Origin of the sequence: Granulicella sibirica (genome assembly GCF_004115155.1) — a bacterium.
Lineage (GTDB): Bacteria > Acidobacteriota > Terriglobia > Terriglobales > Acidobacteriaceae > Edaphobacter > Edaphobacter sibiricus.
This window is the reverse complement of the sequence record NZ_RDSM01000002.1, coordinates 1,296,952-1,314,722: the sequence shown is the minus strand read 5'-3', so window position 1 is coordinate 1,314,722 and position 17,771 is coordinate 1,296,952. Positions and strand designations below refer to the sequence as shown.

The window sequence follows — 17,771 nt, the reverse complement described above, 5'->3', positions numbered from 1 at the left end:
AGATGCGCTCCATTTCCCTGAAGCAGGCAAGCGAGGCGCTGAGTCAAGCAGAGAACGCCCTCTCCGTTCAACGAGCGATTGCCGCCGCTGCACGTGACGCGGGACGGGAGGCGATTGCAGCAGGCGATCGTGCGGAGTGGATGTTGATCACGACCCAAGCGACTGTAGCCACCTCCCGGATGAACAAGGTGGAAGGTTTGCGGGTTGCGCGGACAACCTCTAGGGACGCGGCCCTAACAGAGTTCCTTGAGAGCCGTGTCAAAACGGAGCAGATAGAGCAGCTCGTCGACGCCATGAGGCAACAGGCGGAAGCGGCAGAGATGCGGAGGACGCAGGCGGAAGCCGACGATCGATACTTAGCGAGAATGCGCTGGAGGATGGTGCGAGATGTTCGATAGGTCGCTGCCAGGTAAAGGTCTCCTAATGTAAAGGGTGTTTTGGAGAGCACCGTTTGGCAGGGTGTGTGCCTCTCTCCCAGTAGAGGACGAGGATGCGAATGCTGAGTATAGCGATGCGCCTGCCGGTTAGCCTTGAGACAGCATCGTCCTCAGGAGCAACGAGAGATGTGTCGAGAGAGCTCTTGTTCTCTGACTCCCTTGAGCATGCAGGTGTGTCGGCGAGGTCGGAGTCCGGACTGACTCCAAACGCACGACGCGATGATGGTGAGGCTCGAACAGACAACGAAGCTATGGGTATGAAGAAGCCGCTATCTCCTCCGCCTGGAAGAAAGGAGTTTGCGGGGGTTGCGACTGACGACGTCGCCTCGGCAGCGGAGGGCGTTCTCACGTTTTCCTCGAGAGCAACTGCGCCTCTCTCGCCAACGAAGAGGGATGTATCCGAGTTCCTGAACGAAGCTAACATCGCACGGACTAAAGGGCGGAATGGCTTTTCCATCGATTCCCGTGTGAGCGGTAGCGCGAACAAGATAGTTAGTTTGGCTCTTCCTTCGGAGAAGCCCGCTGAGGTTACTTCCGAGCCTCTATCCTCCAACTCCCCAGACGTTCCTTTCGCCTCGTCCCCAGAGGAATTCTCGATCGTTGAGTCCAGGATGACCTCGCGGAAATCGGAGGCTCGTGCGGTCACAGGAGTAGATTATGGAAGCGACAAGAAGGCCTCTACTTTGGAGAAAAGTAAGGCCGCTGGATCTGTAAATACGCCTGCCAGAAGAGCGGGGCCTGTCGCAGACGCGCTTCTTTCTCCTCCTTCAATTGATCCGTTGGTCAGTACTGCGTTCAACCGTCCAAGCGGTTCCGCGATGGACGAGACCACGAGGGAACGAACCGAGATCGCAGTCGACCAGCAGAGTGTCAGCCATGCTGCCGCGGCTACGAGTCCTGTAGGTCTCCATCAGATCGGTGGGATGAAGAGTGGCATAACTACGGCGATTCTTGGGCCTGAGGCTTTAGCTGCGAAGCAGGAGGGAACGAACGGGCTGAATGGAAACGCAAGCAAAGCTGGGACGAGACATGGTGAGAGCACGGATAGCAAGGAGACGAAGAGCAAAGCCGGGAGCATCGATGCAAGCGCCATGGTGGCTGGGAGCGTCGAGGTAGGAGCCGCCAATCGGACCCTCTCCTCTACGAACGTGTTGAATACTGCTCAGCAAACTGTAGCACTTGCCACGGCCTCAGCGATTCCTGAGGTGGATCAACACGAGAGGTCTCTGAGCAAGGCCAGTTCTTCGACGGCGATTACGCAAATCGTAGGAAAGGGCGGGGAGCGTGGGAATGTGGTCGGAGATGGAACTTCGTCATCGACTTCCGTTCCCAGCGATGCCCTCGCACCAGGTTCCCTGGGTGAGGCGGAAGACGTGCCTCTATCTAAGGGGAGGAGCAAGGTTGCGCAATTGACTGAGTCAACGACTGAGGCGTCTGTTTCCTCGGATATGTCTAGTAGGATCGCAAATTTCGCCACAAAGCTCATCAAGGGGCCACTTGTCTCGGGAGTGAGCAGCGCTCGGAAGATCACAGGAGCGACCTTGGGTGCGAGCATGCCGGCTGCCGTCGGGACCGGCGTCCTAGATGACGCGTCATCCATTGGGAAGGAGGGGCGAGTAGCTCCGATGCACGCTATGCAGGCCTCGACAGAGGAGAAGAAGGCAGTCGACGTGGACGACTTCGAGAGCCGTGCCCCCGTGACCTGGGGGGAAACCGCGAATCAAACGCCAGCCTCATCGGCGCCGGTACTTCCTGGGAGTGGATCCACTTCTCTGACAGCGGCGCCGTCCGCGAGTGTCGTTCGGAATGATGCGGTGGTATCAAGTGGAAACTTATCCAGCATGCAACACAGGACGTTACAAGCTACGCCGACGGTGCTCGAGGTCGGAGTCCCGGGAGGGAGCCACGGCTGGGTAAAGATTCGTGCAGAAGTGGGTGAAGGAGGGGCGATAAGGGCTTCCATCTCCTCTCCAACAGCTAGCGGCCAGGAAGCGCTACGCCGGGACCTGCCTGACCTGTCCGCCTATCTCGAGGGTGAGCATGTTCCTGTAAGCGTGCAGCTTGGGCACATCCAGGGGATAGGCGGAAATCCGGATTCCGTGAAGCTGGCGCCAGGTGGAACGATTGCGCAGGCCCTGGGGGATAGTAGCGGAGCCATGACGGGCGCCGGGGCACAGCACCAGAGCCAACGGGAGCATCCAGCGGCTTACCCAGAACGCATACTTCCTGACGGGGGACGCGAAGCACGCGTGGGGCAAGCGAATCAGGAACTTGACGATGCGGGCTGGTCCCCGGGGGATGGCTATGCGACGGGAGGTCTTGTCGATGGCGGCAACTGGTTAAATGTGATGGCTTGAGAGCTACAGACCGCAGCAACGGTGCCCGTTTCCGGGCGATTTAGTTCCTATCACGAGGAGGAAACGAAGATGAGTGTTTTCGATATTGGGAACGCACAGAGTACAGCCTTTCAAGACTCCGCCTCGGTCGTCGCGACCGCGCTTGCACCGAAGCGGCATGCGACGGCCGCCCAGACCATAATGGCCGAGGGATCCAATAGCGTAAAGGCTCACAGTGCAACAAGCAGTTCCACCAGTACTGCTACCACGGGTGACGCGACCATTACCGCGAACGACTTTCTCACGCTTCTCGTGACCGAGCTGCAGAATCAGGATCCAACCCAACCAACTGATCCTAATGCGTACATCGAGCAACTCGTGGGTGTGAACAGCCTGCAGCAACTGATTTCGATCAACCAGGGAATCACTTCGATCACATCGGGAACTACAACTACGACGGGATCAGTGCAGGCGGCTCCGGTCTCCCAGATTCAGAACACGCAGCCACCTGAAACCATGTGATTTCTTCCTTCTGCTTTCTATGAGGTCGCTTGGCCTGAACCTTTTTTGATCCACTAACCGGCACCACGTTCCAGGAGAAATGACATGCCATCGTTTTCCATCCCACTTACCGGTCTAGAGGCAGACTCCACAGCGCTCAATACGATCGGCAATAATCTTGCGAACCTCAACACGACTGCTTTCAAGAAGCAGACGACGACCTTCGAGGACTTGTTCTATCAACAAATTGGCAGCAACGGTGCGAACGATCAGTTGCAGGTTGGTGCTGGCGTCAAGGTCTCCGGGACGCAAAGCAGCTTTCTGCAGGGAAGCCTCGAGACGACGAGCGACGCAGCGGATATGGCGTTGGCTGGAGATGGCTTCTTTGTCGTGCAGGACGGGCAGATCCAGTCGCTCACGAGGGCCGGCAACTTTCAACTCGATAAGGCTGGCAACCTGATCACCACTGATGGGCAGTCCGTGATGGGATTCGCGGCGTCGAATGGTACGGTCAACGCGAGTGGGAGCCTCACGCCGATCTCTCTTCCGATCAATGGAACCGGGACGGCAAAGGCGACTTCGACTTTCTCGGTGGATACCAATCTCAACTCATCGGCTGCGGTTGGGACTTCCTTCAATACGACGGTGACGATGTATGATTCGCTCGGACAGAGCCATATTGCGTCTGTAAGTTTTACGAAGAACTCCGCGAATACCTGGGGCTATAGTGTGACGTTGCCGTCAGGAGATGCCACTGGCACGCCGACGAATAACACTGGGACATTGACCTTTGACTCATCCGGCGTCCTGACGAGTCCGACGACCAATATCTCAGGGATCACCTTCCCGGGATTGACGGACGGCGCGTCGAATCTAAGCTTTAACTGGCAGCTCTACGGCTCGACGGGAGCCCCGCTGATCTCGGAGTCGGCGTCCACTTCCACGGCGACTTCGAGCTCGCAGGACGGATATTCGAGTGGAACTTATCAGAGCTTCTCGGTTGATAGCGCCGGAGCCATCTCGGCCACCTTCAGCAACGGGCAAGTCCAGCAGGTAGGTCAACTAGCAATTGCGGCGGTTCCCAATGAGGATGGACTGACTAGGGTCGGAGACAACAACTTCCAGACGTCAGCCGCTTCAGGTGTCGCAACCTTCGCGGCTGCAGGTGTGGGAAGTCGAGGAACGATCGAGGATGAGACCTTGGAGGAGTCGAATGTGGATATCTCGACCGAGTTCTCCGATCTTATCGTGGCGCAGAGGGCGTTCCAGGCTAACTCGAAGACTGTGACTACCTTCGATCAAGTTACCGAGGACGCGATCTCGATGGTTCGCTAGTTCAAAGTGATGTGATCGCTTTTAGGAGACCGAAGCTCAGCGAGAGGATGTCTATCCGCCGGCTTCGGTCTTTTGCATGCACGCGAGATGAAGATTGCCTAATCCATCTTTTTTTTTTATGGCAGCAAGGGTGCACTGATTTAGGACACTATGGCTTCTTCAACGGATGTAGGTGCGGGTGAGGCGACGGTAGAGGCACCTGCGGCAGCGAAGCTTCCGCTTGTACCCTTGATCGCCGCGATGGTCGTGTCGGTTGTGATCGGGGCAGGCACTGTGGGTGGCGCCATGTTCTACATGCTGAAGACCGGAAAGATCGGCGGCGGTTCCGCGGCGATCACGAAGGTAGAAGCGCACGAGGCGGTCGCTCCCAAGACTCATGCGATTGCCCTGGAACCAATTCTAGTCAATCTTGCCGATCCTGGAGGTCGGGCCTACCTGAGGTTAGGTCTGACGCTTCGTGTGATGGATGACGAGCCCGTGAAAGGTGAGAAGCCAAAGGAGGAGAAAGTGGAGAAGGGCGTGCCCAAGGGGCCATCCGAGGCTGAGACGGCGGTGCGAGATACCGTACTGACGGTGCTCGGACAGCAAACTGCGGATGGCCTGCTGGAACCCGAAGGGAAAGAGGCTCTTAAGGACAAACTCCGGGTCGCGTTGGCGGCGCACAATCCTACGCTCAAGGTGACAGATCTGTTTTTCTCAGAATTCCTCGTGCAACGTTGAGCGTGCTGTGGAGTGCGTTACCAATTCGGACGGAGATGCAGATGGGGAGACCAGAGGGCGGGACCATGGAACTGGTGCGAGGAGGACAACGGGATCGCCGTCAGGACGATGGACCGCTTGAGAACGCTGAGCATGTTAGCCAGGCTGCTCTTCCTCTCACGGGACGCAGGATCGAAGGAGTCGCTGGCTGGCTGCTTGGATTGATCCATCATCGGATCGCGGGCAGCGAGCGGAGGTCGCTCAAGGTTTTGGAGACACTTAATCTCGGCGGCGGGAGGCAGGTGGCGTTGATCTCCTGCGCTGGAGAACGGTATCTGGTCGGCATGGGGTCCGATTCGGTTGAGACGATCGTGTGCGTTGGAGACAGCTCGAAGACGGCGCTGGAGGATGTGTGTCTCTAAGATCTAGTCCGAGTTCTGTGCCGAGTTCAGGCCTACCAGCAGTCATGATGCTCGGCATCGGTCTTTCCGGGTCTTGTGGTGTTGCGCATGCTTCTACCTACGATGTTGCCGCGCCGCTAGTAAGACATGCCATCGGGGGTAGTGCCCCGATGGGTAATGGTGTCGCGGGTCTGCAGTCTTCTATTGCGCAAGCTATGGGAGTGAACGGCAGTGTCCCTTGGTCGATTGTGATCGGGCTCACTCTGTTGACGATGATTCCGGCGTTGCTTTTGGCCATGACGCCGATGGTTCGGCTGCTCGTTGTCTTTCACTTTCTGCGCCAGGCGCTTGGCACGCAGACGGCTCCCTCCAATCAGGTATTGATGGGCCTCGCGTTGATGATGACATGGTTCCTGATGCAGCCTGTGCTCGTCGAGGTGGAGAAGACTGCCACGGCTCCCTATCGAGCGGGAGAGATTTCGGGCGAAGTCGCGCTTGAACGAGGGATCGCTCCGGTCAAGAAATACCTGCTGAAGTATGCACGCGAGAAGGATCTTGCCATCTTTGCTTCGGCGGGCATGGCGGAGAGACCGAGGACGAAGGAAGAGCTTCCGTTCCAAGTCGTTGTTCCGGCCTACATGCTGAGCGAATTGAAAGCAGGGTTCGAGATAGGCGCCGTCTTGTTTCTTCCCTTTCTACTGATTGATTTTGTGATCGCGAGCGTTACAACCTCGATCGGAATGATGCAACTGCCGCCGGTGGTCATTTCAACACCGGTCAAGATTCTTTTGTTCGTGATGGTAGACGGATGGAACTTACTCGCGGATCAGTTACTGAAGAGCTTCTGAGGAGATTATGGGACCAGACCAGGCGGTTGAGATTATGCGGAGACTTCTGGTGGAAGCGCTAATGCTCAGCGCGCCTCTCCTGATCTCGGCTGCATTGGTTAGTCTAACCGTCAGTCTTGTGCAGACGCTCACCGGTGTGCAGGAGCAGACACTCACTGCAGTCCCACGACTTGTGGCCGTATTCGCCGTCGCCATGATGGTGATGCCCTGGAGTATGCACCGACTCGTGAGCTACACTTCGCGGCTCTGGACTGACCTTCACCGGTACATGGGCTGACGCGATGACGCTCGTCTATCCCACGCCGAACGGGGCGAATGTCATTCAGGATTGGCCGCAGTTTCTCGCCGCAGGTGTGCTTGTGATGGTTCGAATCAGCGGGTTGTTTGTCTTTGCCCCAATCTTCAATTCGGCGGCGATCCCGACGAGGGTGAAGGCCGGCCTGGCTTTCGCGATCACGATTCTGCTGGCCCCTGCTGTAGCGTCCGTCCCGGATGCACATGCGATGCTCGATGTGGGAGCGCTACTTGGTGAGCTTGGGGTTGGGTTGGTCTTTGGGCTTTCGCTGTCGCTCTTGAACGAGAGCCTGATGTTTGCCGGGACCATGCTTGGGATGGAGTTCAGCTTTTCGCTAGTCAATCTCCTCGATCCGAATACGAGAATCGAGACGCCGGTGCTTGGGCAGATGCTCGACTGGCTTGGAATTCTGGTGATTGTGGGCGCCGGGCTCGATCGTACACTGCTTGCCGCAGTCGTCAGGAGCTTTGTGGTCGTGCCTGTGGGACGAGGCGTTATCGAAGCGGCTACAGGCGTCGCAATGGTCAGGATGGGGGGTGGAATCTTTCTAGCAGGTATGCAGCTTGCGTCGCCTGTGATCGCAGCGGCCCTGTCGGTTGAGGTGACGATTGGATTGATTGGGAAGCTTGCTCCGCAGTTGCCAACGCAGGTGGTGGGTATTCCTGTGAAAACACTGATCTCGTATGGCGTGCTGATCGGATCGCTCGCGGTCTGGCCAGGCTGGATCGAACGGCACTTTACCTCGCTTCTGGATGCGGCCGGAAGGATGTTGGTGCGAGCTTGAGCGATCAGCAAACAGAGAAAGCAACGCCACAACGAAAGCAGAAGGCGCGGGAGAAAGGCGATCGGGTCCGAAGCCGCGAACTGCTGTCGGCCGTATCCCTGCTTGGCGGTGTGCTTGTGCTAGGTGCGATGGCAAAAGGCTTCGTCGCGAGATGGGGTTCGGTTTTTCAGGAGTGTCTCAGGACAGGTTCAATGGCTGCAAGTGATGAGCAGAAGTGGACGCATGCCATGCGGACGATGCTCGCACCCGCGCTCCTGCCTGTTGGAATGGTGATGGCTGCTAGCTTTCTTGGGGCGCTTGGTGTGGGAGTTGCGCAAAGCGGGGGGCTAAGCATTCATCCAAATGCGCTCGAGTTGAAGTTCGATCGGTTGAACCCGGTTACGAACATCGTGAACCTATTCAGCTTGCGGTCTTTTACACGACTGGTGAAATCGCTTGTTCCTGCTGCAGTGATGGTGGTCTTTGGTTGGGGTGTGCTGAAGTCGTTGATTTTACCGATGCCCGTCATGGCCGTGATGCGTTTGCCGTCGACGTTCGCGGCGGCCTACGGACTCGCTGTCGATGCGGCATGGGTGACGCTTGCGTGGAGTGGCTTGGACTTCATCGTGGAGTACCTGGCGTGGAACAAGCGTCTCATGATGAGCAAGCAGGAGACGCGCGAAGAGATGAAGGAGGCGATGGGCAATCCGCAGGTGAAGAACCGTGTCCGTCAGCTTCAACATGCGATGCGAAAGCGTCGAGTGAAAGCGGATATCTCGCGGGCGAGCGTAGTGATTACGAACCCGACGCATTACGCCGTGGCGTTGGAGTTTTCGTTCGATACCTTGTCCGCGCCTACGGTGCTTGCGAAGGGCAGAGACCTGCATGCGAAAGAGATTCGCGAGGAGGCTCTTTGGGCGGGTATTCCATTGATCGAGAATCCGCCACTGGCGAGAAGTCTGTACAAGATGGTCGAGCCTGGGCAGTCAATTCCATTTGAGTTGTACTCGGCCGTCGCGGGGATTCTGGCTTACCTCTACCGGCAAAAGGTGGAAGACCGGATTCGGCAGGATCGCGAACGGCGCGAACGGGACGAGCAGCGGGAGAGGGAGCAGAGAGCGCAATACAAGACGGCGGTGGCGATGCGTGACTTTGGGGGTGGCATGTGAGTGCAGCAGCGACGATGACATTGGGTGCGAAGAGTAAATCGGGGTCCGGAAAGCTGCAGGTATTCCTCCTGCCTGTCGCGGCCATCGCGATGGTATTTGTGATGTTGATTCCGGTGCCGAGCTTCGTGCTGGATCTGCTTCTGGCCGCATCGATCACGGCATCTGTCATTGTGTTCCTGACGGCGGTGCAGATTCGTAAGGCGGTGGATTTCTCAGTATTTCCGACGCTTCTGCTCCTACTGACGATGTTCCGGCTTTCGTTGAACCTTGCTTCGAGCCGCAGGATTCTCCTGCATGGTCATGAGGGGACGCATGCTGCTGGATCGGTGATTGAGGCCTTTGGGCAATTCGTCGTGGGTGGGAATTACGTTGTCGGATTTGTCTTGTTCCTCGCGCTGATCGCGATCCAGTTTCTTGTGGTGAGTCATGGCGCGGTGAGAACTGCCGAGGTGACGGCGCGATTCACGCTCGATGCACTGCCGGGTAAGCAGATGGCGATCGACGCGGATATGAATGCGGGGCTGATCGATGAGCAGGGCGCGAGGAAACGACGAGAGGCAATTGCACGGGAGGCTGAGTTCTACGGCGCGATGGATGGCGCGGCTCGATTCAATCAGCGCGATTCGATGGCGACGATCCTCATCACCGTCATCAATATCGTTGCAGGGCTTGCGATTGGTACATTGCAACAGGGCACCGACCTGATGACGGCGGTAAAGACGTACACGATCCTGACCGTTGGTGACGGACTGGTGACGATGATTCCGAGTCTGCTGGTATCGATTGCGGGTGGCATGGTACTGACTCGCGCGTCGTCGGCGGGCACGCTCGATTCGGAGTTGGGGACGCAACTCCTCAAGGGACGGAACACGCTTTGGATCGCTTGTGGCGTGCTGCTCACGCTGGCGTTGATTCCTGGTCTACCGAAGCTTTCCTTCATTCTGATGGCCGGAGGCGTGGCTTTGATTGCGAGGCGTCTGCCTGCGGACGCGATTCATTCAGACGTAGAAATACCGCTTGGACTAAGCGCCAAGGGGAAGGTAGAAGAGGCGGCCAAAGGAGAGAATCTCGCGAGCCTCCTGAAGATGGATGAGCTGACGCTTGAGATAGGCTTTCAGTTGATTCCGCTGGTGGATGAGAAACAGGGCGGGCAGATGTTGAATCGCGTGCGCTCGCTACGCAGACACCTGGCAACAGAGCTTGGGTTCATCGTGCCTCCCGTGCATATCACGGATAATCTTCGGCTGAAGCCGCGAGAGTACTGCGTGAGCCTGCGGGGAGTCGAAATTGCGCGTTGGCAGACCGAGGGGAACTGCCTACTCGCGGTAAACGCGGACCCGAAGGCGAGACCGATGCCGGGTGTGGAGACAAAGGAACCGGCCTTTGGCGTCATGGCGCGATGGATTCAGCCGGGGCTGGAGGAACAGGCTCTGGCCGCGGGGTATTCCGTGGTCGATCAGACTACGGTGATTGGGACACATCTCGGCGAGCTGATCAGAAGGCACGCGCATGAGTTACTTGCGCGGCAGGAGACGAAGAGGCTACTCGACAGCATGAGCGAGGGGTACCCGAAGCTTGTCGAAGAGCTTGTGCCGAAGCTGATGTCGCTCGGTGAAGTGCAGAAGGTTCTGCAGCAGTTGCTACGGGAGCAGGTATCGATCCGGGACCTGGGCTCGGTGCTTGAGGTTCTAGTGGAGGCCGCTGCCGAGTCGAAGAACGTCATTCACCTGGTGGAGCGGGTGAGGCAGTCACTTGGCCGCGCCTTGGTTCATCCGCTGCTCGACGCCGAGGGAGGGCTGCGCGTGTTCACGCTCGAACAAGGGCTCGAGGCAGATCTAATGACTACCTTCGACCCTGCGGGCGCGGCTCTGCTCCTGGGTGAAGGTGCGCGTTCAGGAGGGATGCCGGCGGACTTCCTTCGGAGGCTGGTTGATTCTGTGAAACGGCTAACCGGCGGTGGTTCCGCCACGGCGATGCCCGTGCTTCTTTGCCCAAGTCCAGCACGCTATCACGTGCGCCGATGGCTGGAGCCATACCTGCCAAAGGTGACGGTATTGGCTCCGATCGAGATTCCCCCCGAGGTCCGGGTACGGAGTATCGGCACGGTCGGATAGCAGGTCCGTAAACGTGCGGCTGCGGGCAAAGGAGAGTCGACGATGGACGTTGTACATGGAGCGCAGATGCACGGTGTTCCGGATTCCGCGGAGAGCAGCATGCCGGGCGGTCCACTGTTTGCGGAAGATGTGCTGGATCTTACGGCGACGACTCTGCCACTTGCGGGCTTTGGATCGGGCTACGAAGATCAAGGCGGCGCGGAGCGTATGTCCAGCGCAGAGCGCGATCAGATGCTCATGGAGCATCTTCCGACGGTTCGCTTCCTCGCCCGGAGGATACATGAGCGTCTGCCACAGCATGTGGAACTTGAGGACCTGATCTCGGCCGGAGTCGTTGGATTGATCGATGCGTTTTCGAAGTTCGATCACACGAAGAAGGTGCAGTTTAAGAGCTATGCGCAGTTCCGCATTCGCGGTGCAATTCTGGATTCGTTGCGCACACTGGATTGGAGTCCGCGAGAGCTGCGCCGCAAGGGAAGGGCAGTGGAAGAGGCAATTCGCGAGGCCACGCACCGGCTTGGACGCGCGCCACAGGAAGCGGAGATCGCTGGTGCGATGTCACTCTCGTTGAATGAGTACCAACAGCTTCTCGGCGAGTTGAAAGGGCTGGAGATCGGCAGCTTGCACATGGAGCGGTCGGAGGACTCGGGTGACGAAGAACTGGCCTACATTCCTGGCGCGCCGGAGGATGGTCCACTGTTCCGCTGCCTCCAAGGGGAGATGAAGCAGAGACTCGCCGATGGCATCGACGAGCTTCCCGAGAAGGAGCGCATGGTTCTGACGCTTTACTACTATGAAGAGCTGACGATGAAGGAGATCGGTCTGACGTTGGGTGTGGTGGAGTCGCGCGTGTCGCAAATTCATTCTTCAGCTGTACTCCGGCTTCGGTCGCAACTCGCTGAGCTGGCGGGACCGGGCGCAGTCATGACTAAGTTGAAGAGGAAGAGGCGCTGATGGGCGGAGGTTATGGCATGGGCGCCGATACAGGATCTGGGTTGCTTGCGGACATTGAGCTGGAGGCAATATTGCAGTTCGGGTCCCGAGAGATGACGCTACGGGAGGTGCTGCAACATGCCTGCGGTGACGTGGTGGAGTTAGATCGACACGAATCGCAGCCGGTGGACCTTGTGGTCGGAAATAGGATCGTCGCGCGCGGGCAGGTGGTAGTGTCGAACGGAAATTTTGCGCTGAGGGTTACAGAAGTGGCAGCGCCGCAACTGCGGCTGGAGAGTGTGGCATGTCGTTCCTAGGGGCTCGGCTTGGATTGGAAAAGCGAATGGTGGAGGTTGTGTCACAGGATGAAAGTGCGTGGTTTGAGGACTTGTACCCTCCTTCATTGAGCAGGAACTTCGTCGGCTTTTCTTCTGTTCCGGCCACCGAGACTCCTCGAAAGGGATGTGCGAACCCAATGTGTGCCTCGGGTTGGACGAAGCCCTGGAGGAACAAGCGCCGTCCGATCTTCGAAGGGCAGTGGGCGTGTGGGGCAGGCTGCCTTGAGGCTCTGGTTCGAAATGCCACGGGACGCGAACTTGGAAGTGGCGTCGCGGCGACGCCGCAGGAATCACCGCATCGGCATAGGCTGCCCCTTGGGTTGGTGATGCTCGAGCAAGGCTGGATCACGCATCCGCAGCTTCGCAGAGCAATCGATGCGCAGAAGAGCGCGGGCGCTGGAAAGATCGGTGAGTGGCTGCAGCATGAATGCGGAGTCTCTCTCGAGACGATAACGAGAGGGCTTGGTCTGCAATGGAACTGCCGGGTGTTGTCGCTGGATGGCTTCACGCCGCGGAGCATGGCTCTCGTAATGCCGCGATTACTGGTCGAAGAGTTCGGTCTTCTGCCGCTTCGGGCTGAAGGATCGCGCAGGCTTTACCTTGGTTTCCGGGATCGTCTCGATGCTTCGGCGGCCTTCTCGCTGGAGCAAATGAGCGAACTTCATGTGGAGAGTGGCATCATGGGAACCGAGATGTTCACCCATGCTCATGAGCGGCTGCTCGATTGCGAGTTCATCGAGGCTACCCGGGAGACGATGAGGGATACGGATGAGATGAGCCAGAAGATCGCTGAAATACTAATCGATCATCAACCCGTGGCTTCGCGCCTTGTACGTTTACATCGGTACTACTGGCTGAGAACATGGCTCGAAGCTGGCGCGCAGAGTAGGGTGGGTATGGTTCCGGCGAGTAGCGAAGATGTTTTCGACACGATCTTCACGGTCGGACTACAGAATTAGAGACTCGTCCGAAAAGCGAAGAGCCCGGACGCGAGGTCCGGGCTCTTGTAAGTGCGCATATTACCGAGGGGCTGGTGCGGTCGTGGCAGGGACGCCCGGAGCAGCCGTGTCTGGCGTTACCGAGATAGGCTTTGGTGCCGCCGGAGGCTTGGGTGCGGTGAGGCCTGGAATGCTTGGGTTTTTGTTGACTTCACCCTTCGCAGTGTCGACGAGGTCGATGCCGTATTCGTCGAGGGTGTTCGAGAGGATCTGACGCAGGTTCGAGCGGTCACGAGCGTAGGCCGCCGTTGCCGAGATAAGGTTATTTTCGGCGGCGGCGAGATTACGCTCCTGCTGCAACACGTTCGCTGTGGTCGAAGCGCCGAGCTTGTACTTCTTTTGCTCAGCGTCGAGGCTTTGAGCGTTGAAGTCACGAGTCGACTGTGCTGCCACGACCTGGGCGCGGTCATTGGTCAGGGCGTATTGACCGTTAATTACCTGGATGCGAATCTGCGTGTAAAGCTGCTGCAGACGCATCTGGGTTTGACGATATTCCATTTGCGAGCGGGCTTGATCGGCCTGGGCGATACGGTTACGGAGGGGGATGTTGATATTGACCGAGGCCCCGTAGTCGGGCGAGCTATTGTTGAAGGTGTTTTGGAACACGCCGCCGTAGTTCGAGTTTGGCACAGTTCCCGGAGGGCAGGCGACGAACGGGCCGGTGGTCGTTCCGCAATTGAGCAAGGCGCTTTGGCTTCCACCAAGGCCCGAGCTCGCATAGAAGGCGACGGCGTCCACGGTGGGAAGAAGACCGTTTTTGAGAGCGCGGATCGTGATCTCGTTATTCTTCATGGTGAGCACCGCTTGCTCGATCTGGGGATTGTTGACATAGGCCTGCTGCACCAAATCCTCGACCGTCATATCCTCTTCGGCCAGGCGATCGAGTCCGACACGGTCGGTAGGAATGACCGGGGCGGCGGCGATGATCTTATCGTCGAGATTCCGAGCGATGGCCTGCTTCATCAGAAGTTGCTGGTACTGAAGGTTTGACTTGGAAGCAATGAGGGCTTGCTTGTCAGTTGCCACGGCGCTGTCGGAGTTCACGACATCGAGCGGGGCTAGGGTGCCAATCTCAAGCTGGCGCCTGTTATCGGCGGTCAGCTTCGTGGACTGGTCAAGGGCTCGCTCCTTGGCCTGAACGTCTTCATAGGCACTGACGAGCGCCCAGTAGATGCTTTCTACCTGGGTGACGGTGTAGATGATCTGTTGGCGGAAGGCAGAGTCGGTGATGCGGCGATTATTCTTCGCCTGAATCATGAAGCGCCCATTGATCCACGTACCGAAGCCCTGAAGCAGATGCTGGGTCGCCTGGGCACGGAAGTTGGTCTGGAGCAGCGGGCTGTAGCTTGAACGCTCGCTGTTCGTGGTCACGCGGCTGTTGTTAAAGGTGACATTAAGCAGAGTGCCGGTCTGAAAACCCTGCTGGTAGCCGACGTTATATGTGCTCGTGTTCTGGTTGAGGGTGCTCGTGCCGGTAATAAAGGTCGTACTCTGAACAGTCTTTGAGGACTCATAACCGACGGTGCCGGTGAGGGCTGGATCAAGAAGCTCTGGTGCCGGGCCGTTTCCGTTTTCGCTCAGGACCAACCCCGAAGAGCCGGTGCCGCTGCCGCCGGATGCGCTTGTTGTCCCGCCCGGGCCGCCGCCACCGGTGATGGTGGTCGTAGTACCTCCAAGTGTGCCCGTTACGAGTCCGGTTGAGACGCCGCGGAAGGTGCCTCCGGCCCGGGTTCTCAGAACGTCGGTATCGGCGATGTCAAGGTTGATCCGTGCGATGGCAATATCGAAGTTATTTTCGAGTGAGAGCGTGACCGCGTCGGAGAGGCTTAGGTAAAGAGTGCCATCTCTCAGAAGGTCGCCGAGTCGCGGGGTGTTGCTCAGCCGCGGAAGAGGGAAATCCTCGGGCTTATACGCGTTTAAGGGATGCAGGAGACTCTGGTGGCGCGGCTGGGTATAGTCATTCGGTGTATCGCGCATATAGAGCGGCTCGGTCTGCTTTGGCGTGGGTGCTGTGGGGAGGTCCTGCTGCCCTGCGGCAACCGCGTCGCCCGCAGGCGCCTTGATCGTTTGCTTCTGGACCTGGGCGAGGCCCGGCTGCGTCACTGAACCCATCAGAATCACCGATACACTCGCCGCCGCCTGCAAATCCCTTAATCTCACTTGCGCTCTCTCCTGCTTCATGTGCTTCGTTCGCAAAACTTCGTGCGATATACAGACGTCGCCACTCCTGCCATCCTGCGGGTATGCCCACTAGACGACTGGATGAGCCGAAAGGACTCCAAGTGTCGCAAATCCGGCACTTAGCTCACCGGTGGCCGGTCCAGTGCCGCTTCCAGCTTCCCGATGGATAGGCATACGCATCCATCTCACGCTTCGTTCCCTGAAACCGCGCACCGGTCTTTGTGAGTCTTTCTGAAGGCTAGGCTTCAGCAGTCAGACTTGGACCTGTCCTCTTGTCCTGCCGATTCGTATCCTCTTTCGTGGATACTGGAGTATATCAACCAACGTGGTCGATTGATTCGGGTTCGGCACGTTTGAAATTCTCCATGACACTCTGGAAAGCCACGATCAGTTACGACGGAACGCCCTTTCACGGCTGGCAGGTGCAACCGGGGCGGCATACGGTCCAAGGAACGCTCGCCGCCGCGCTTCAGAGGATCAGCGGAGAGATCGTCCTCCCGCAGGGCTCAGGCCGTACTGACGCGGGCGTTCACGCGCTTGGGCAGGTCGCGAGCTTTGAACTTACGGCGCCCATTCCGGCTCCGAACCTGCATCATGCTCTGAACCGCGCACTCCCTCCCTCGATTCGTCTGCTTTCGCTCGAGGCGGCACCGCCTCGATTTCATGCCCGGCACAGCGCGGTTCGAAAGACCTACGAGTACCGCATCGTGCCGCGTATATCGGCGGCGGAGACGATCTGCTCTCCCATGCTTGCTCCGTACGTCTGGGCTTGTCCTTATCGGCTGGACGTCGGGGCGATGAGCGAAGCGGCGGCGCACGTGCTCGGCACGCATGACTTCACCAGCTTTGCGGCGGTCGATCCGGACGAAAGCTGCCGAACGGCGCGAGAATCAGAACCGCAAGAGGGTGAGCAGGGGAGGCTGAATCGGAAGGGATCTTGTCTGCCGACACCCAATATCAGGACAGTCCTAGCATCGGAATGGACGCTCCATGCGGATGAACCCCTCCTTCGCTACCGCGTGACAGGGTCGGGATTTTTGCATCACATGGTACGAAATTTGGTAGGGACGTTTGTCGAGATCGGGGTGGGACGGCTCCGTGCGAGTGAAATGCCTTCTATCCTCGCCGCACGCGATCGCCGAACCGCCGGCCCGACCGCTCCGGCTCGCGGGTTGTTTCTCGTTGAGGTCGACTACTGACGATGCCAACCGCCGCTCACGCGCAGCTTCGGATCAGCCGCCTTGCTTCGACCCTCGCCGTTCACCGGGCATTTCACTGGCTGCATCTGCACCAGCCCCAGCTCCGCAAATGGCTGATGGAGATCGTCGCTATCCCAGCGCCGCCCTTTGGAGAGGGGGAGCGCGCGTCGTGGTTTCTGGAGCGCTTCCGCGACTTGGGCTTGACGAACGTTCATCTGGACGAGGCGGGCAATGCGCTTGGCGAACTCGAGCCGGCGACGGTAAATCCGTCCGGACCACTTCTTCTAGTCTCGGCTCACCTTGACACCGTATTTCCGGGGGGAACACTGACGGAGCCGTCTGTAGACGGAAATCGAGTATTGGCGCCTGGAGTCTGCGATAACGGGGCGGGGCTAACGGCCCTTCTCGGGTTGATTGCGGCGCTCCGCTATGCGGGAATCGACCCGCCATCAGGAATTCTCTTCGCGGCAAATGTGGGCGAAGAAGGCGAAGGGGACCTCAGGGGTATGCGCCATCTCTTCCTGGATGGCGCGTACCGGAACAGAATCCGGGCGGCCGTGGCGCTTGAAGGAGCGGGAACGGCTGCGGTCGTTACTCGGGCGCTCGGGAGTCGGAGATTCCGCCTGACCGCTTCCGGACCAGGAGGCCACAGCTGGAACGACGCCGGGGTATCTAACCCAATTCTCGATCTCGCACGCGCGCTGACCGGGCTCTCGAAGGTGGTTCTGCCAGATGTGCCACGCACAACCTTGAACGTCGGTCACATCTCCGGTGGAACAAGTATCAACTCCATTCCCGAATTGGCGACAGCGCTCGTGGACCTTCGCTCGATCGATCCCGCTCAACTGATCGCGACTGAGACGGCGATGAGGCTGCAACTCGGCGAAGAGCAGGCTCGTGGAGCGCCATCGTCCATCCTGATCGAGATCATCGGAGATCGTCCGGCCGCGGCTCTCCCGGATGGTGCACCGATGCTGCGTACGCTCCATGCTGTCGACCGGCATCTTGCTCTTCGAACCGAGCATCGCATCGGATCTACCGATGCGAATATTCCCCTCTCCCTGGGAATCCCCGCGATCGCCATTGGAACGGGCGGGACAGGTGGGGGAATCCACACGCTTGCCGAGTGGTATGACCCCTCGGGGAGGGAGACAGCTCTTCGCAGAATTCTGCTTACCCTGCTCGACACGCTGACGACGATTGGTGTCGACGATTAGCGGATCC

The 17,771-nt window shown here is 58.5% G+C and carries 17 protein-coding genes; 16 read left to right on the top strand and 1 reads right to left on the bottom strand.

The window, feature by feature from the left end:
- Window positions 1-2: 2 nt before the first annotated feature.
- From GRAN_RS16400 to GRAN_RS16335, 14 genes are all read left to right on the top strand, one after another.
- Window positions 3-398 carry a hypothetical protein gene (locus GRAN_RS16400; protein ID WP_128914043.1) on the top strand — a complete coding sequence of 132 codons (396 nt, stop codon included), beginning with the start codon at window positions 3-5 and terminating at the stop codon, window positions 396-398.
- Window positions 399-1,255: 857 nt separating this feature from the next.
- Complete coding sequence (locus GRAN_RS16395; RefSeq protein WP_128914042.1) at window positions 1,256-2,794, top strand: hypothetical protein; 1,539 nt, start codon at window positions 1,256-1,258, stop codon at window positions 2,792-2,794.
- 69 nt (window positions 2,795-2,863) lie between these two features.
- Complete coding sequence (locus GRAN_RS16390) at window positions 2,864-3,295, top strand: flagellar hook assembly protein FlgD (protein ID WP_128914041.1); 432 nt, start codon at window positions 2,864-2,866, stop codon at window positions 3,293-3,295.
- A gap of 84 nt (window positions 3,296-3,379) precedes the next feature.
- Complete coding sequence (locus GRAN_RS16385) at window positions 3,380-4,609, top strand: flagellar hook protein FlgE (RefSeq protein WP_128914040.1); 1,230 nt, start codon at window positions 3,380-3,382, stop codon at window positions 4,607-4,609.
- A gap of 228 nt (window positions 4,610-4,837) precedes the next feature.
- Window positions 4,838-5,329, top strand: a complete 492-nt coding sequence (locus GRAN_RS16380) for a flagellar basal body-associated FliL family protein (RefSeq protein ID WP_161571004.1) — start codon at window positions 4,838-4,840, stop codon at window positions 5,327-5,329.
- A 41-nt stretch (window positions 5,330-5,370) separates the two neighbouring features.
- Window positions 5,371-5,730 carry a flagellar biosynthetic protein FliO gene (locus GRAN_RS16375; RefSeq protein ID WP_161571003.1) on the top strand — a complete coding sequence of 120 codons (360 nt, stop codon included), beginning with the start codon at window positions 5,371-5,373 and terminating at the stop codon, window positions 5,728-5,730.
- 44 nt (window positions 5,731-5,774) lie between these two features.
- Window positions 5,775-6,557 (top strand): flagellar type III secretion system pore protein FliP, encoded by a 783-nt coding sequence (fliP, locus tag GRAN_RS16370; RefSeq protein WP_241654735.1) that lies wholly within the window; start codon window positions 5,775-5,777, stop codon window positions 6,555-6,557.
- A gap of 7 nt (window positions 6,558-6,564) precedes the next feature.
- Window positions 6,565-6,834: a flagellar biosynthetic protein FliQ gene (locus tag GRAN_RS16365; protein WP_128914037.1), complete on the top strand. Its 270-nt coding sequence runs from the start codon at window positions 6,565-6,567 to the stop codon at window positions 6,832-6,834.
- 4 nt (window positions 6,835-6,838) lie between these two features.
- Window positions 6,839-7,636: a flagellar biosynthetic protein FliR gene (locus GRAN_RS16360; RefSeq protein ID WP_128914036.1), complete on the top strand. Its 798-nt coding sequence runs from the start codon at window positions 6,839-6,841 to the stop codon at window positions 7,634-7,636.
- Window positions 7,633-8,784 carry an EscU/YscU/HrcU family type III secretion system export apparatus switch protein gene (locus GRAN_RS16355; protein ID WP_128914035.1) on the top strand — a complete coding sequence of 384 codons (1,152 nt, stop codon included), beginning with the start codon at window positions 7,633-7,635 and terminating at the stop codon, window positions 8,782-8,784. The genes GRAN_RS16360 and GRAN_RS16355 overlap by 4 nt, the downstream gene beginning before the upstream one ends.
- Window positions 8,785-8,798: 14 nt before the next feature.
- On the top strand, window positions 8,799-10,898 hold the full coding sequence (gene flhA, locus GRAN_RS16350; RefSeq protein ID WP_128914240.1) for a flagellar biosynthesis protein FlhA: 2,100 nt from the start codon (window positions 8,799-8,801) through the stop codon (window positions 10,896-10,898).
- Between the two features lie 42 nt (window positions 10,899-10,940).
- Window positions 10,941-11,852 carry a sigma-70 family RNA polymerase sigma factor gene (locus GRAN_RS16345; protein WP_128914034.1) on the top strand — a complete coding sequence of 304 codons (912 nt, stop codon included), beginning with the start codon at window positions 10,941-10,943 and terminating at the stop codon, window positions 11,850-11,852.
- 17 nt (window positions 11,853-11,869) lie between these two features.
- Window positions 11,870-12,148 (top strand): FliM/FliN family flagellar motor switch protein, encoded by a 279-nt coding sequence (locus GRAN_RS16340; RefSeq protein WP_241654727.1) that lies wholly within the window; start codon window positions 11,870-11,872, stop codon window positions 12,146-12,148.
- A 158-nt stretch (window positions 12,149-12,306) separates the two neighbouring features.
- The gene (locus tag GRAN_RS16335) at window positions 12,307-13,128 is read left to right on the top strand and encodes a hypothetical protein (protein ID WP_128914032.1); all 822 of its coding nucleotides are present in this window, start codon (window positions 12,307-12,309) and stop codon (window positions 13,126-13,128) included.
- A 60-nt stretch (window positions 13,129-13,188) separates the two neighbouring features.
- Here GRAN_RS16335 and GRAN_RS16330 read toward each other — a convergent pair whose 3' ends face one another.
- Window positions 13,189-15,327: a TolC family protein gene (locus GRAN_RS16330; RefSeq protein WP_338323446.1), complete on the bottom strand. Its 2,139-nt coding sequence runs from the start codon at window positions 15,325-15,327 to the stop codon at window positions 13,189-13,191.
- Window positions 15,328-15,713: 386 nt separating this feature from the next.
- Here GRAN_RS16330 and GRAN_RS16325 point away from each other — a divergent pair, with 386 nt between their 5' ends.
- A complete protein-coding gene (locus tag GRAN_RS16325; RefSeq protein WP_128914030.1) occupies window positions 15,714-16,547 on the top strand; it encodes a tRNA pseudouridine synthase A in 834 nt (277 codons plus the stop codon).
- Window positions 16,548-16,549: 2 nt separating this feature from the next.
- The gene (locus GRAN_RS16320) at window positions 16,550-17,764 is read left to right on the top strand and encodes a M20/M25/M40 family metallo-hydrolase (RefSeq protein ID WP_128914029.1); all 1,215 of its coding nucleotides are present in this window, start codon (window positions 16,550-16,552) and stop codon (window positions 17,762-17,764) included.
- Window positions 17,765-17,771: the final 7 nt, after the last annotated feature.

What these genes read in the sequence shown, in the direction of transcription:
- GRAN_RS16400 (WP_128914043.1), top strand. Translation starts at nt 3, where the DNA reads ATGCGCTCCATTTCCCTGAAGCAGGCAAGCGAGGCGCTGAGTCAAGCA.
- GRAN_RS16395 (WP_128914042.1), top strand. Translation starts at nt 1,256, where the DNA reads ATGGACGAGACCACGAGGGAACGAACCGAGATCGCAGTCGACCAGCAG.
- GRAN_RS16390 (WP_128914041.1), top strand. Translation starts at nt 2,864, where the DNA reads ATGAGTGTTTTCGATATTGGGAACGCACAGAGTACAGCCTTTCAAGAC.
- GRAN_RS16385 (WP_128914040.1), top strand. Translation starts at nt 3,380, where the DNA reads ATGCCATCGTTTTCCATCCCACTTACCGGTCTAGAGGCAGACTCCACA.
- GRAN_RS16375 (WP_161571003.1), top strand. Translation starts at nt 5,371, where the DNA reads ATGGGGAGACCAGAGGGCGGGACCATGGAACTGGTGCGAGGAGGACAA.
- fliP (WP_241654735.1), top strand. Translation starts at nt 5,775, where the DNA reads ATGATGCTCGGCATCGGTCTTTCCGGGTCTTGTGGTGTTGCGCATGCT.
- GRAN_RS16365 (WP_128914037.1), top strand. Translation starts at nt 6,565, where the DNA reads ATGGGACCAGACCAGGCGGTTGAGATTATGCGGAGACTTCTGGTGGAA.
- GRAN_RS16360 (WP_128914036.1), top strand. Translation starts at nt 6,839, where the DNA reads ATGACGCTCGTCTATCCCACGCCGAACGGGGCGAATGTCATTCAGGAT.
- flhA (WP_128914240.1), top strand. Translation starts at nt 8,799, where the DNA reads ATGACATTGGGTGCGAAGAGTAAATCGGGGTCCGGAAAGCTGCAGGTA.
- GRAN_RS16345 (WP_128914034.1), top strand. Translation starts at nt 10,941, where the DNA reads ATGGACGTTGTACATGGAGCGCAGATGCACGGTGTTCCGGATTCCGCG.
- GRAN_RS16340 (WP_241654727.1), top strand. Translation starts at nt 11,870, where the DNA reads ATGGGCGCCGATACAGGATCTGGGTTGCTTGCGGACATTGAGCTGGAG.
- GRAN_RS16335 (WP_128914032.1), top strand. Translation starts at nt 12,307, where the DNA reads ATGTGTGCCTCGGGTTGGACGAAGCCCTGGAGGAACAAGCGCCGTCCG.
- GRAN_RS16325 (WP_128914030.1), top strand. Translation starts at nt 15,714, where the DNA reads ATGACACTCTGGAAAGCCACGATCAGTTACGACGGAACGCCCTTTCAC.
- GRAN_RS16320 (WP_128914029.1), top strand. Translation starts at nt 16,550, where the DNA reads ATGCCAACCGCCGCTCACGCGCAGCTTCGGATCAGCCGCCTTGCTTCG.